The sequence below is a fragment of the Achromobacter sp. Root170 genome (genome assembly GCF_001428165.1).
Lineage (GTDB): Bacteria > Pseudomonadota > Gammaproteobacteria > Burkholderiales > Burkholderiaceae_B > Achromobacter > Achromobacter mucicolens.
Window position 1 is genome coordinate 41,297 of record NZ_LMHN01000021.1, and the last position, 12,974, is coordinate 54,270.

General features: G+C 67.3%; 12 protein-coding genes. 4 read left to right on the forward strand and 8 right to left on the reverse strand.

The genetic code is table 11. The features are described from left to right. Positions 1-62: 62 nt before the first annotated feature. A complete protein-coding gene (locus ASD87_RS25875) occupies positions 63-902 on the reverse strand; it encodes an alpha/beta hydrolase (protein ID WP_056327820.1) in 840 nt (279 codons plus the stop codon). Between the two features lie 84 nt (positions 903-986). On the opposite strand from ASD87_RS25875, the gene ASD87_RS25880 reads away from it, so the two are divergent. The 3 genes from ASD87_RS25880 to ASD87_RS25890 all read left to right on the forward strand — a co-directional run bounded on the left by ASD87_RS25880 (position 987) and on the right by ASD87_RS25890 (position 3,880). Further along, complete coding sequence (locus ASD87_RS25880; RefSeq protein WP_056327821.1) at positions 987-1,871, forward strand: LysR family transcriptional regulator; 885 nt, start codon at positions 987-989, stop codon at positions 1,869-1,871. Between the two features lie 204 nt (positions 1,872-2,075). Further along, the gene (locus tag ASD87_RS25885) at positions 2,076-2,582 is read left to right on the forward strand and encodes a hypothetical protein (protein WP_056327822.1); all 507 of its coding nucleotides are present in this window, start codon (positions 2,076-2,078) and stop codon (positions 2,580-2,582) included. 98 nt (positions 2,583-2,680) lie between these two features. After that, positions 2,681-3,880, forward strand: a complete 1,200-nt coding sequence (locus ASD87_RS25890; RefSeq protein ID WP_056327823.1) for an MFS transporter — start codon at positions 2,681-2,683, stop codon at positions 3,878-3,880. Between the two features lie 92 nt (positions 3,881-3,972). Here ASD87_RS25890 and gltX read toward each other — a convergent pair whose 3' ends face one another. Next, the gene (gene gltX, locus ASD87_RS25895) at positions 3,973-5,379 is read right to left on the reverse strand and encodes a glutamate--tRNA ligase (RefSeq protein ID WP_056327824.1); all 1,407 of its coding nucleotides are present in this window, start codon (positions 5,377-5,379) and stop codon (positions 3,973-3,975) included. Positions 5,380-5,513: 134 nt separating this feature from the next. Here gltX and ASD87_RS25900 point away from each other — a divergent pair, with 134 nt between their 5' ends. After that, a complete protein-coding gene (locus ASD87_RS25900; RefSeq protein WP_056327825.1) occupies positions 5,514-7,955 on the forward strand; it encodes a GNAT family N-acetyltransferase in 2,442 nt (813 codons plus the stop codon). A gap of 22 nt (positions 7,956-7,977) precedes the next feature. Here ASD87_RS25900 and ASD87_RS25905 read toward each other — a convergent pair whose 3' ends face one another. The 6 genes from ASD87_RS25905 to yjgA all read right to left on the reverse strand — a co-directional run bounded on the left by ASD87_RS25905 (position 7,978) and on the right by yjgA (position 12,950). Beyond that, a complete protein-coding gene (locus ASD87_RS25905; protein ID WP_056327826.1) occupies positions 7,978-8,670 on the reverse strand; it encodes an isochorismatase family cysteine hydrolase in 693 nt (230 codons plus the stop codon). Positions 8,671-8,679: 9 nt separating this feature from the next. Beyond that, positions 8,680-9,516, reverse strand: a complete 837-nt coding sequence (locus ASD87_RS25910) for an ABC transporter permease (protein ID WP_056327827.1) — start codon at positions 9,514-9,516, stop codon at positions 8,680-8,682. Positions 9,517-9,519: 3 nt separating this feature from the next. Next, complete coding sequence (locus ASD87_RS25915) at positions 9,520-10,335, reverse strand: ABC transporter ATP-binding protein (RefSeq protein ID WP_056327928.1); 816 nt, start codon at positions 10,333-10,335, stop codon at positions 9,520-9,522. Further along, entirely contained in the window at positions 10,335-11,339 is a 1,005-nt protein-coding gene (locus ASD87_RS25920) for an ABC transporter substrate-binding protein (protein ID WP_056327828.1), read from the reverse strand. The genes ASD87_RS25915 and ASD87_RS25920 overlap by 1 nt, the downstream gene beginning before the upstream one ends. A gap of 367 nt (positions 11,340-11,706) precedes the next feature. Further along, on the reverse strand, positions 11,707-12,381 hold the full coding sequence (locus ASD87_RS25925) for an alpha/beta hydrolase (RefSeq protein WP_056327829.1): 675 nt from the start codon (positions 12,379-12,381) through the stop codon (positions 11,707-11,709). 17 nt (positions 12,382-12,398) lie between these two features. Next, the gene (gene yjgA / locus ASD87_RS25930) at positions 12,399-12,950 is read right to left on the reverse strand and encodes a ribosome biogenesis factor YjgA (RefSeq protein WP_056327830.1); all 552 of its coding nucleotides are present in this window, start codon (positions 12,948-12,950) and stop codon (positions 12,399-12,401) included. Positions 12,951-12,974: the final 24 nt, after the last annotated feature.

Consider the following 12,974-nt stretch of genomic DNA (forward strand, 5'->3'; position numbering starts at 1 on the left):
CTGTCTCCTGAGTGCGCCTGGGCGCGTCGTTATCGTTGTGGTCGTCGTTGTCTTGCGGGGGCTCAGCCAAATCGCTTGCGATGCCAGTCCAGGATGGCGGCGGCGCTGATCTGCCAATGATCTGCGTACATCATGCAGTGCGGTTGTCCGGCAAGCAGGGCATGCGAAAAGCCGTAGCGGCGCGCAATGGCTTCGTCCTGCCCCGGTGGATGCCGGTCATGCGTGTCCAGGCCCGCTTCCAGGCAGAGGCCGGGCGCGCGGATCGATGCCGCGCCGATGGCCACGCGCAGCAGGTATCGGTCGTTCAGGGCCTGGGGGCTTTCCGCGCACAGCCGCCGCGCCACCTCGCGGACGTCCCGGTCCGGTGTGGTGGCCAGAAAACGTGAGCGGATTTCCGCCTCGCCGGGGGCGGTGCGCGGCGCGTCCTCGGGCACGGCAGGCAGGGCCAGCGCACCGGGCAGATCGCCTGGCGGCGAGGGCGCCAGCAGCACGACGCCGGCCACGGGCCGCCGGCTGGCGGCCAGCAGCGCCGGCAACGCGCCCATGCTGTGGCCCACGACAACGGTCGGCGCATCCAGCGCATCCAGTGCGCTGACGACGTCCTGGCCCAGGTCCTCAATGGTGACGTTCGGAAATCCGGCGTCTTGCGGCAGGTCGCCGTGGCCGCGCATGTCCAGCGCCGCGCACGCCAGACCGGCGGCTGCGAAGTAATCCAGATAGTGCGCGTAGCACCAGGCGCCGTGGTAGGCGCCCGGCACGAACAACAGGCCGGGCCGGCCGTCTTGCGGGACGGCGCCGATGCGCAGGCGGCCATGCCCCGCATCGCGCACGGGCAGCCGATCGGCCACGCCAAAGTCCAGCGGGTCCGTGGCGGAGGGAGAGATAAGGTTGGCGGTAGGCATATTGCGGCCATCTTAAGAGGCCGCCTATGATGAGAAAACTTTATTTTTCATATGGATTGATAAGTTCTACTAATCCGCCGCCCCATGCGCCCGCTTCCCGATCTCTCCATTTCCCATTACCGGCATTTTTTGCTGGTCGCCGAGCTGGGCAGCTTTCGCGCCGCAGCCGTCCGGGCTTTCCGATCCCAACCCGCGTTGTCCCTGTCGATCCGGGAAATGGAACAACGCCTGGGACAGCCGCTGTTCGAGCCCGGCAACCGCGGCACGCTGACGCGCTTCGGGCAAGACTGCCTGCCGCTGGCGCGTGAACTGGTTGACCACCACGACCGGGTCGCGGGCGCCTTGTCGGGGCTTGCCAACAATGGCGCCGGCAGCTTGACGATGGCGTCCGTTGCGTCCGCCGCCACGCACTGGCTGCCCGAACTGGTGGCCGCCTACCGGGCGCAGTATCCCGCGGTGTCGCTGCGCCTGTTCGACGACAACTCCGAGGGGGTCGAGCGCATGGTGCTGGCGGGCGAGGTCGAACTGGGCGTGTGCAGCACCGTGTCGCGCGACCGCCGCCTGTCGTTCGAACCGCTGATGCGCGACGCCTTCGGCCTGGTCTGCCATCGCGGCCATCCGCTGGCTGGCCGCAAGTCCGTGACGTGGCGCGAGATCGCCGACCTGCCTTTGGTGGGCACCATTGCGCACCGCCAGCTTGCCGGTCATCCGCAAGCGGCGTTCATGCTGGACCGGCAGGTGTTCGTCTCCAACATGATGTCGCTGCTGGCCATGCTGGAGCGCGGCGTGGGCGTGACGGTGCTGGCCCGCCTGGGCGTGCCGCCGGATTCGCCGGGACTGGCGTTTGTGCCCTTGTCGCGGCCGCGCATCGAACGCGAGCTGGGCATTGCCCGTCTGGCCGGCAGAAGTCTGTCTCCGGCCGCCGCGCGCATGGAGGAAATGCTGCGCGAGAAGGCGCGTCGCGGGTGAGCCGCTGTCGCTAGAAACCAACGCATTTTTGCGGTTTCCGCGCGGATTCCGGGCGCGTCCGCACCCGCACTGTTGCGCATTTGCACACGGCGCGGATCGTCGTTGATTCTTCCCTGACGCCTATTTAGAGTGCGTGAAGTCCGCTGCGCCTGGGACGGGCCGGTGTGATCGGCGCGGCGCGTCGGCGGACGTCTTGAGGAAGTCATGAGCAGTGTGTTTTTGCGTACGGCAGGCATTGCCTGCGCCATCGTGATCCTGGCCGGTTGCGCCGCCAGGAAGCCAGCCGCCATCACCGAGGCCCAACCCGCTGAACCGCCCAAGCCGGTGGCCTGCACGCCCGCCAAGACTGGCGACCCGATGATCGGCACCTGGTTGTCCAATTCGCGTCCGCGCGATGTGGCGGGCGACATGCAGTCGCTGATCGTGCTGTCCGCCGACGGCACCATGTCCTACGAATCCCTGCTCAAGATCGGCCGCAAGACCCGTCCCGCGCTGCGCGAGACGGGCTGCTGGAGCGTGGCGGACGGCGTCTACACGATGCGCACCACGAAGTCGGCGGGCGAGCCGGTGGATCCCACCGATCCGATCTATCTGAACCGCTACCGCGTCGAGAAGGTCGAGCAGTCCAAGCTGTCGCTGCGCGAACTGAAGTCGGGCGGCATGCTGCTGACCGCGCGCCGCATGCCCGCGGGCTACCGACTGGCCTACTGACCGTTGCGCCGGGCGGACATTTCGCCCGGCGGTCAAGCCAAGCGGGCCAGGCTGCGGTAAGGTGCGGGCTTCGACTTTCGCCCCGCAGCCGGTTTCCCATGCCCGCCCTGTCCTCCGAAGCACGCGCGATCGCGCTGCTCGCGTTGGCCGCCTTCGTCAGCGCCAGCGCTTTCCGAATCTGTGATCCCATGCTGCCGCAACTGGCGGCGGAATTCGGCACCACCACCGGCCAGGCCGCGCGCGCCGTCACGGCCTTTGCCGTGGCCTATGGCGTGCTGCAGATGTTCTTCGGTCCGGTGGGCGATCGCTACGGCAAGTACCGCGTCGTCAGCGTGGCGACCGTGGCGTGTGCGCTGGGCAGCGCTGGCGCCGTCATGGCTGGATCGCTCGACATGCTGGTCTTTTGCCGCGCCTTGTCCGGCGCGGCCGGCGCGGGCATCGTGCCCCTGTCCATGGCGTGGATCGGCGACAACGTTCCCTATGAACGCCGGCAGGCGACGCTGGCGCGCTTTCTGACCGGCACCATCCTCGGCATGTCGGCCGGCCAGCTTGCGGGCGGGCTCTTTGCCGATACCGTCGGCTGGCGCTGGGCCTTTGCCGCGCTCGTGGCGGGATATCTGATCGTGGGGGGGCTGCTGCATCTGGAAGTGCGGCGTCAGCGGGCGGCCGGCTTTGCGCAGGTCGATCCCAGCGCGCCTCGGCAAGGCTTCATCGCGCAGGCGCGGCTGGTGCTGAGCGCACCGTGGGCGCGCGTGGTGCTGGCGACGGTGTTCATCGAAGGCCTGCTGGTGTTCGGCGCGCTGGCCTTTGCTCCCTCGTACCTGCATGAGCGATTCGATATCTCGCTGACGGCCGCAGGCGCGCTGGTCGCCGTGTATGCGGTGGGCGGACTGATCTATACGGTTGTCGCGGGCCGCATCCTGAAACGGCTCGGCGAGCGCGGCCTGGCCGTCGCGGGCGGACTGGTGCTGGGCGTGGCGTTCCTGTCGTACTGGCTGGGACCGGTCTGGATATGGAGCCTGGCGGCCAGTGTGCTGGCGGGCTTCGGCTATTACCTCCTGCACGCGACGCTGCAGACGAACGCCACGCAGATGGTGCCGTCCGCGCGCGGTACGGCGGTGGCGTGGTTTGCCTCGTGCCTCTTCATGGGACAGGCGGCGGGCGTGGCGCTGGCGGGGGCCGTGGTGGACGAGATCGGCGCGGCCGCGCTGTTCGGCGGTTCGGCCGTGCTGCTGCCGCTGCTCGGGGCGTTCTTTGCCCGGGCGCTGAAGGCGAGGGCCGCGTTGCAGCGGGCGTGAACGGCGTTGGCGTCACGCCGGATTGAAAACACAAGGGCCTTTTCATCATTGGAGGAAAAGGCCCTTCTTATGCAGGTGTCAGACACCCGGGTTTAAATCGCCGACAGCCGCTTGAGCACCGTTTCCTTGCCCAGCAGCGCCAGCACCGCATCCACCGCGGGCGTCTGCGTCTGGCCGGTGACGGCCACGCGCAGCGGGATGGCCAGTTGCGGCATCTTCAGGCCGCGGTCGGCCAGCACGCCCTTGATGAGCGCGGACAGCGCCTCGCGCGTCCATTCCGCATCCCGGGCGCGCTGCGCGAAGTCCGCCAGCGCTTCGCGGGCGGGGGCGGTCAGGTGCTGCTCGGCCAGGTCGGCCGGTGCGCCCTTGAACTCGCCGCAGAACAGCATGGCGCCGTCGGCCAGCTGCTCCAGCGTTTCGGCGCGGTCCTTCAAGAGACCCATGACGCCCGGCAGATCGATCTTTTCGGGGTAGCCGCCGCGGGCCGCGACGCGCGTGGCCACGCGCTCGGCCAGTTCGGCGTTGTCCATCTGCTTGATGTAGTGGGCGTTGACCCAGTTCAGCTTCTTGGGATCCCACTGCGACGCGGACTTGGACAGGTGCTTGGTGTCGAACCAGGACACCAGCTGGTCGCGCGAGAAGAGTTCGTCGTCGCCGTGGCTCCAGCCCAGGCGGGCCAGGTAGTTGATCATGGCCTCGGGCAGGTAGCCCTCGTTGTCGTACTCCATGACGTTGACCGCGCCGTGGCGCTTGGACAGCTTTTCGCCGTCCGGGCCCAGGATCATCGGCACGTGGCCGTATTCGGGCAGCGTGGCGCCCAGCGCGCGCAGGATGTTGATCTGGCGGGGCGTGTTGTTGACGTGGTCATCGCCGCGCAGCACGTGCGTGATGCCCATGTCCCAGTCGTCGACCACGACGCAGAAATTGTAGGTAGGCGTGCCGTCGGGGCGCGCGATGATCAGGTCGTCGAGCTCGGTGTTGTCGAAGCTGATCGTGCCCTTGACCATGTCGTTCCAGGACGTGGCGCCGTCCTGGGGATTCTTGAAGCGCACCACCGGCTTGCGGCCTTCGGGGATGGCGGGCAGCGTCTTGCCCGGTTCCGGGCGCCAGGTGCCGTCATAGCGCGGCTTGTCGCCGCGGGCGCGGGCGGCCTCGCGCATGGCTTCGACTTCCTCGGGCGAGCTGTAGCAGTGGTAGGCAGTGCCGGCGGCCAGCATCTGGGCCACGACTTCGCGGTACCGGTCCATGCGCTGCATCTGGTAGAACGGGCCCTCGTCCGGCTGCATGCCCAGCCATTCCATGCTGTCCAGGATGGCCTGCACGGCTTCCGGCGTGGACCGCTCGACGTCCGTGTCCTCGATGCGCAGCACGAAAGTGCCCTTGTGATGGCGCGCGAAGGCCCAGGAGAACAGCGCGGTGCGCGCGCCGCCCAAATGCAGGAAACCGGTGGGCGAAGGCGCGAAGCGGGTGCGAATGGGAGTAGAGGCGTTGGAAGTCATAGGTGGCAGTGTTAGCGGCTGCGGCGCCACAAAGCGGCGTCGGGCAGTGTCCTCATCAAGCGGACAGCGGGCTTGTCTTGATACGATGGACGCTATTTTAGATTAGTGTGAACAGGCCCTGGCCCGACCTCCCCATGTTGAGACACGCTCTTGCGCCCATGTTCGAACCCGGCTCGCTGGTGATCGTGGCCGACCGGCCCCTGCCCGCGGCAAGTTCCCTGTCTCCCGCCCTGAAGGCGAAGACCACGGTCGTCACAGTCGAACCCGGCGCGGCGCCCGACCTGCCGGACAGGCTGGAAGGCCTGGCTGCGGGCGACCGTCCTGATCTGGCCCTGGTTTGCGTCTCGCCCGCCGTGCTGCCGGAAACCTTGCGCCGGCTGGCGCCGCTGTCGCCCCGCGCGGTCATCCTGCTGCCCCACGAACTGCCCGACCCATACCCGCGCGGCACGCTGGCGCTGTGCCGCGCCTGGGCCGAGGAAAACCACTGCGAACTCCTCGGGCCGCGGTCCTTCGGCGCGCAGCGGCCGCACGCGGGCCTGAATTTCAGCCAGCACCCGGTGCTGGCGCGCGCCGGACGCGTGGCGCTGGTGGCGCAGTCGCGCTCGATCATGGCCGCCGTCATGGATTGGGCCGAGGACGTGCACATCGGTTTTTCCACCGCCGTGTCGCTGGGCGACGAGGCCGTGGTGGGCCTGCCCAAGCTGCTGGACTACCTGGCCAGCGATCCGCGCACCGACAGCATCGTTCTCTACCTTGAAGACGTCGGACCCGCGCGCGAATTCATGAGCACGCTGCGGGCCGCGGCCAGCATCAAGCCGGTCATCGTGCTCAAGGCAGGGCGCTCGGACGCCGACAGCAGCGATGCCATCTTCGACGCGGCCCTGCGCCGGGCCGGCGCCGTGCGCGTGCGCTACTTCGTGCAGCTGTTCTCGGCCGTGAAGGTGCTGGGCTACACGCGCCGCCCCAAGGGCCGCCGCGTTGCACTGATCTCCAATGGCAGCGGGCCTCCGCAGCTCGCCATGGACCTGATCGGCCCGGACGCCGCCGTGCTGCGCGCGGACCTCGCGCCCGCCACGCAGCGCGCGCTGGCCGACATGCTGGAGCCCGACGCCGCCATCGCCAACCCCGTCATCACCTACCTGCCCATGACGCCCGAGCGCATTCGCGCCATGCTCGACGTTGTCCTGGACGACACGGGCGTGGACGGCGTGCTGGTGCTGCTGGCGCCCGACGCCTTGGCCGACATGCCCGCCGTCGCGCGCGAGCTGGCGCAGATTGCCCCGTCGGCCAAGAAGCCGGTGGTGACCTGTTTCATGGGCGATGCGGGCATGCGACCCTTGCGGCGCATGCTGGACGATGCCGGCACGTCGGCATTCCGTACGCCCGAATCGGCCGCCGATGCCTTCGGCGTGCTGGCCTCGCACCACTACAACCAGCAGCTGCTGCTGCAGACGCAGCCGCCCGAACCCGCGAGCCACGTGCCCGACCTGACGGCCGCCCGCGAGATCCTTGCGCGGGTGCGCGCCGAATGCCGGCGCGAGCTGAACACGTCCGAAATCCGCACACTGCTGGCGCTGTTCTACGTGCCGCTCAGCGAATTCTCTGCCGATGCGGCGCGCGGCGAAGCGGAATCCCGCCCTATGGCGATCCGGGTGCGGCGCGATCCGAAGTTCGGCCCCGTCATCCGGTTTGGCGCGGGCGGGCCGGACGCGGTGCTGTCGCTGGCCGATCGCGGCATGGACCTGCCGCCGCTCAACGGCTACCTGGCGCGCCAGCTCATCGAGCGCAGCCGGCTGTGGCGCCGCGTGCTGGCGCCGCGGGTCGGCCACATGGCGGCCGAGGCGCTGCAGCAGGCGCTGGTGCTGGTGTCCGAGCTGGTGTCCGAACTTCCCGATATCGAAACGCTCGACATCGATCCCCTCTACGCAGGCGAAACTCACCTGCGCGCGGGCGGCCTGCGCATGACGCTGACCGAGACGCCTGGCTGCGCCTCGCCGCAGACCACCGGCTATCCGCACATGGCGATCCACCCGTATCCGGCCCGGCTGGTGCAGGTGCGCCGTTTTGCCGACGGCATTCCGTGGGTGTTGCGCCCCATCCGTCCCGAAGACGGCGAGGCGTTGCAGGAATTCATCCGCGGCCTGTCGGAGCGCTCGCGCTACATGCGGTTCGTGTCGATGATGCGTGAACTGACGCCGCGCATGGTGTCGCGCTACACCCAGGTGGACTACCACCGCGAACTCGCGCTGGTGGCGGCCACGCAGGTGCCCAATCCCGCCAATCGCGGCCATCCGCGCGAGGTGCTGGTGGGCTTTGCGCACTACCTGCGCAATCCCGATGGCCGCGGCGCGGAATACGCGCTGGTGATCGGCGACGACTGGCAGCGGCGCGGATTGGGGCGTCAGCTCATGACGGCGCTGATCGACGCCGCGCGCGAGCAGGGGCTGGAATACATCGACGGCCTGGTGCTGTCGACGAACCGGCCCATGCTGGCGCTGATGACCAGCCTGGGCTTCACCAACGATCCCGACCCCGAAGACCCGACCATGCGCCGGGTCTGGCTGAACCTGGCTTAAGGCCGGGTGCCGCCGGAACGGTTCAGGCGGTCTTGCGGGACGGCTGCGCGGGCGTCAACCGCGCGGCCGCCTCGTCCACCGACAGCACGTCGCCAAAGAACAGCATCCACCCGTGCAGGGCGTTCTCGTGTTCGGCCGGCGTCACGGCGGCCAGCGCGTCGTCCACCATGATGGTCCGGAAGTCCCGCATCATCGCGTCGCGCGCGGTAGATTCGCAGCAGACGTTGGTGACCGTGCCGGCGATCAGCAGCGTGTCCACGCCAAGCCCGCGCAGCAGCGGCTCCAGCTCCGACGAGCCCGGGGCCATCGCACTATAGAAGCGCTTGACGACCCGCAGGTCGCTGGCCTGCGCATGCAGGTCCGGATGCAGCGCAAAGCCGGGCGAGTCGCGGCGCAGCGTCTCCAGGCGGCGGGCGCTGCGCTCGGGCGTCAGCATCACGCCGTGGTGATGCGACCAGAACACATCCGCGTTGTCCGAGGCCGTCTGCACCCAGACCACCACGCCGCCCGCGTCGCGCACCGCGCTGCAAAGGCGGTTGATGGGGCCGATGATTTCCCGCGCCGGCGCGCATTCGCCCTGGTAGCCGGGCAGCAGGAAGTACTGCTGCATGTCGATCACGACCACCGCCGTGCGCGCGGCCGGCAGCTCGTCATACGGATGCAGGCAGCCCTGGCGGGCCACGACGCGATCCTTCACCCATTGGGGGAATTCCATGCTGCCTCCTTAGCCGTAACGCCGCGCCACGGCGGACTCGACGCGGTAGATGATGAGGTACATGACGCTGGAGATCAGCGCCAGCATCACGATGGCGGTCATGACGATGTTCAGCTTGAACACCTGGCTGCCGTTCATGATGAGAAAGCCCAGCCCCGAATCCGCCGACTGGAATTCGCCCACGATGACACCCACCAGCGCAAGACCGATGTTCATCTTCACGGCCGCGATCAGCGTCGGCACGCTGCCCGGCAGCACAACCTTGGTCAGCACCTGCCAGCGGCTGGCGCCAAAGGTGTGGGCAAGCTTGACCTTGTTCAGGTCGATGCCGCGGAACCCCGCATACACCACCATGATCGTCACGAATACCGCAATGGCGACCGCCATGCCGTACACCGCATAGTCTGACCCCAGCCACAGGTAGAAGATGGGCACGAACGCGATCTTGGGCATGGCGTTGGCCACCACCAGGAAGGGGTCGAGCACCTTGTAGAGAAACTCGGACCACCACAGCGCGGCCGCCACCACGATCCCGATGACCATGCTCAGCACAAAGCCCACCAGCGTGGCCGACAGCGTCGTCATGATGTGCTTGCCCAGGCTGCCGTGATTCCACAGTTCGATGAAGGTGGGCCACAGCGCGCTGGGATAGCTGGTGAGCAGCGGATTGACGATGTGCATGCGCGGCAGGATTTCCCATGCGCATAAGAAAACGACCAGGAGCAGCGCCTGGGCCACACGGATGTTTCGGCGGCGCGCGCGGTCGCGGCGCAGGTAGTTCAGGTACTTTTCGCTGGGGCCGGGCACGGCGCGCAGCGGGACGGTATTGGCAATCGGCGCGTTCATGGCTCAGCCCTCCACATGGACGTCCAGCTCGTCCCAGAGCTGTTTGAAGTACGTGTTGAATTCCGGCCGCGAACGCGCCTGGAACGGGGTGGGGCGGACCTGGCCGTCGCCGTAGTGGATGCGGTACTGGCTCTTGAGCCGCCCGGGCCGGCGCGACAGCACGATCACGCGATCGGTCATGGCGATGGCTTCGCCGATGTCGTGCGTCACCAGCACCACCGTCTTGCCCTCGCGGCGCAGGATGTCCACGACTTCGTCGGAGATGGCCAGACGGGTCTGCGAGTCCAGCGCCGAGAACGGTTCGTCCAAGAGGATCACGTCGGGCTCGGTGACCAGCGTGCGCGCCAGCGCCGCGCGCTGGCGCATCCCGCCCGAGAGCTGCCGCGGCGTGTGCGACAGGAACGCGCCCAGGCCGCATTTTTCAAGCAGGTGCACGGCGCGCGCCTCGCTGCGCGCATCGCGCCGCCCCTGAATCTCGGCGCCCAGCATCACGTTGTCCAGGATGGTGCGCCACTCGAACAGGTAGTCCTGCTGCAGCATGTAGCCGATGCGCGCGTTCGGCTTGGTCACCGCCTGCCCGTCGACCAGCACCGCGCCCGAGGTCGGGGGAATCAGGCCCGCGATCAGCGACAGCAAAGTGCTCTTGCCACAGCCGCTCTGGCCGATCAGGCTGACGAACTCGCCCGGCGCCAGGCTGAACGACACGTTGGACAGCGCTTCGGTCTCGCCTTCCGGCGTGAAGTACGACAGACAGACGTCGCGCAGTTCGATCTTGGCCGTGGCGGGCGCCGGCTTGAGGTTGTGGATGGCGGCTCCCATCATTGGGCCTTCTTGGCAAAGTCGGCGATCACCACGTCCTCGTACTTCACGCGTGCGCTGTCCTTCATGACCGCGCTGGCGATCAGCATGTCCTGAAGTTGCGTCATCGCCTGCGCCGTCACGAGCGGCGTGGTCTTCCAGATCTGATATTGCTTGTAGCGCTCGATCGCCTCGGTCACCGCGGCCTGATCCATGCCGGGAAAGAAGGTCATGATCTGCGGGGCCAGCGTGGCCGCGGGCGTGTCCTTCACGTACTTCTCGGCGCGCGCCACCACGTCGGTCCAGGCCTGGATGACCTTGGGGTTGTCGCGGATGTATTTGTCGGTGGCGGTGAACACCGTGTAGTCCACCTGGCCCACCTCATGTCCCACGGACGCGACGATGTGCCCCTTGCCGTTGCGCACCAGCTCGCCGGCCTCGGGCTCCAGGAAGATGCCGTATTCACCCTGGCCCGCCATCCAGGCGCCGGCGCGCGCGGGGATGCCGATGTTGTTGAGCAGCTTCACGTCCTTCTGCGGATCCAGGCCATGCTTGCGCAGCGCGGTTTCCAGGAACACGATGGGATTCGATCCGGGGCGAAAGCCGATGACCTCCTTGCCCTTGAGCATGGACCAGTCGAACTTGTCGACCGGCTTGCGCGCCAGCAGGAAGAAGCCATCGGTGGCGGTCAGGCCGGCGAAGATCTTCGGTTTGACCGGCGATTCGCTGTTCTGCACATAGATGGAGGCCTCGGGCCCGATCAGCACGATGTCCGCGCTGCCCGACAACAGGGCGGTCATGCCCTTGTCGGTGCCTTGCGACGTCTTCATGGATACGTCCAGGCCGGCGTCCTTGAAGTAGCCCTGCGACAGCGCGACGTATTTGGGCACGTACAGGATGGATCGCACCACCTCTTCGTATCGCACCTTCACGGGGGGATTCAGGGCTTCGGCCTGAGCGGCCAAAGGGGCAAGCAGCGCGAGCAGCGCCGCGCCTGCCAGGCGGGGCAAGGGCGAGGTCTTCACGGGACTTTCTCCTGCGTCTTGAATGCCGCGCCGACAATCGGCGCGACACGGCCAATGGGATGGATCGACTACAACAACAGGGAAGCCCGAACAGTGCACGCCCGGGCCGGTGAGGCTTGGATCGAATACTATATTCAAGATAAGCAGGCGACAAGCGTTTTGCGATTGGCGTTTTTCTCTATGGACGTACGCCGTCGCTGCCCCGAAAATTCGAGGCTGGAATACCAGTTGGTATACAGAATAAGATTTTGAGCCGCTGAGGCGGGCTCATTCCATCGTAGGCGGGGGCAAGCTTGACGCCCATCGGCCAGGAACACGGGCCGCGCGCGGCGCGCCGCCCGCCATCGTCCCTAGTCTGCCCGTCGCATCACACCAGGACTTCGTTCAGGAAGGCCGAAATGTCGGCCACTTCCTCGGCGCAGACCGAGTGCGGCATCGGGTACGTGTGCCAGCGCACGTCGTAACCCAGCCGCTTGAGTTCGGCCAACGACGCTTCGGCACGCGCCAACGACACGACCGGGTCGTACTGGCCGTGGGCCATGAAGATGGGCGTGGCGTCGTTGGCGGGCTGGCGCTCGGCCTCGGCGCTGTCCACCAGCGGCAGATAACCCGACAACGCCATCATGCCCGCCAGCTTTTCTTTCAGCCGCAGGCCGGTGTGCAGGGTCATGGCGCTGCCCTGTGAAAAACCCGCCAGCACGATGTTGGACGTGGGAATGCCACGCGCGTTTTCGCGCGCGATCAGCTTGTGGATGGCCGCTTCCGAGGCGCGGATGCCGCGGCCGTCTTCCACCCGCACCAGGTCCATCACCAGGATGTCGTACCAGGACCGCATCGCCATGCCGTTGTTGATCGTCACGCGCTGTACGGGCGCGTTCGGGAACACGAAGCGCACGCCAAGTCCGGCGGGCAACTGCAGCTCCGGCACGATGGGCGCAAAATCGTTGCCGTCGGCGCCCAGTCCGTGCAGCCAGATCACGGCGTGCGTGGGGTTGGGGGCGGTTTCGATCTCGATGCAGTCGAGCAGGTCGGTTGCGGTCATGGATGGGCGGTAGGCAATTAGAGGGTGAGCGTCTTGAGGGCCTGGAACAGCGCGCGGTAATGCTTCTTTTGCGGCTCCTGGCCCTGCAACAGCGAGGCGTTGGCCAGCTTTTCCTTGCGGGCGGCCCGGATCAGCGTGCGCAGTTGCTGCACGTCGGCCTGAGGATTGTTGTTCAGCAGACGCGTGAAGGCGTCGTCGTCATCCAGCAGACGGTCGCGCAGCGTTTCCAGCCGGTGCATGGCGGCCGTTTCCTCGCGGGAGCCGTTCTCCCAGACGTCGAGTTGCTTGCGAATGACGTCGGCTGGCGCGTCGCGCATCAGCTTGCCGACGAAGTGGACCTGGCGCCGCAGGCCTTCGCGGCCGGTGGTGCGTTGCGCCATGCGGATCGCTTCGTACAGGCGCTCTTCGAGCGGCAGCTGCTTCAGACGTTCGGGCGACAGCGCGATCAATTGCTTGCCCAGGTCCAGCAGGGCGTGCATTTCACGCTTGACCTGGGACTTGCTGGGACGGTCGTAGCCGTTCTCGTCGTAACCGTCGTCGACGGAATCTTCTTGGGGATGGGAATTCATGGAAAACTGCGCAATGACAGACTT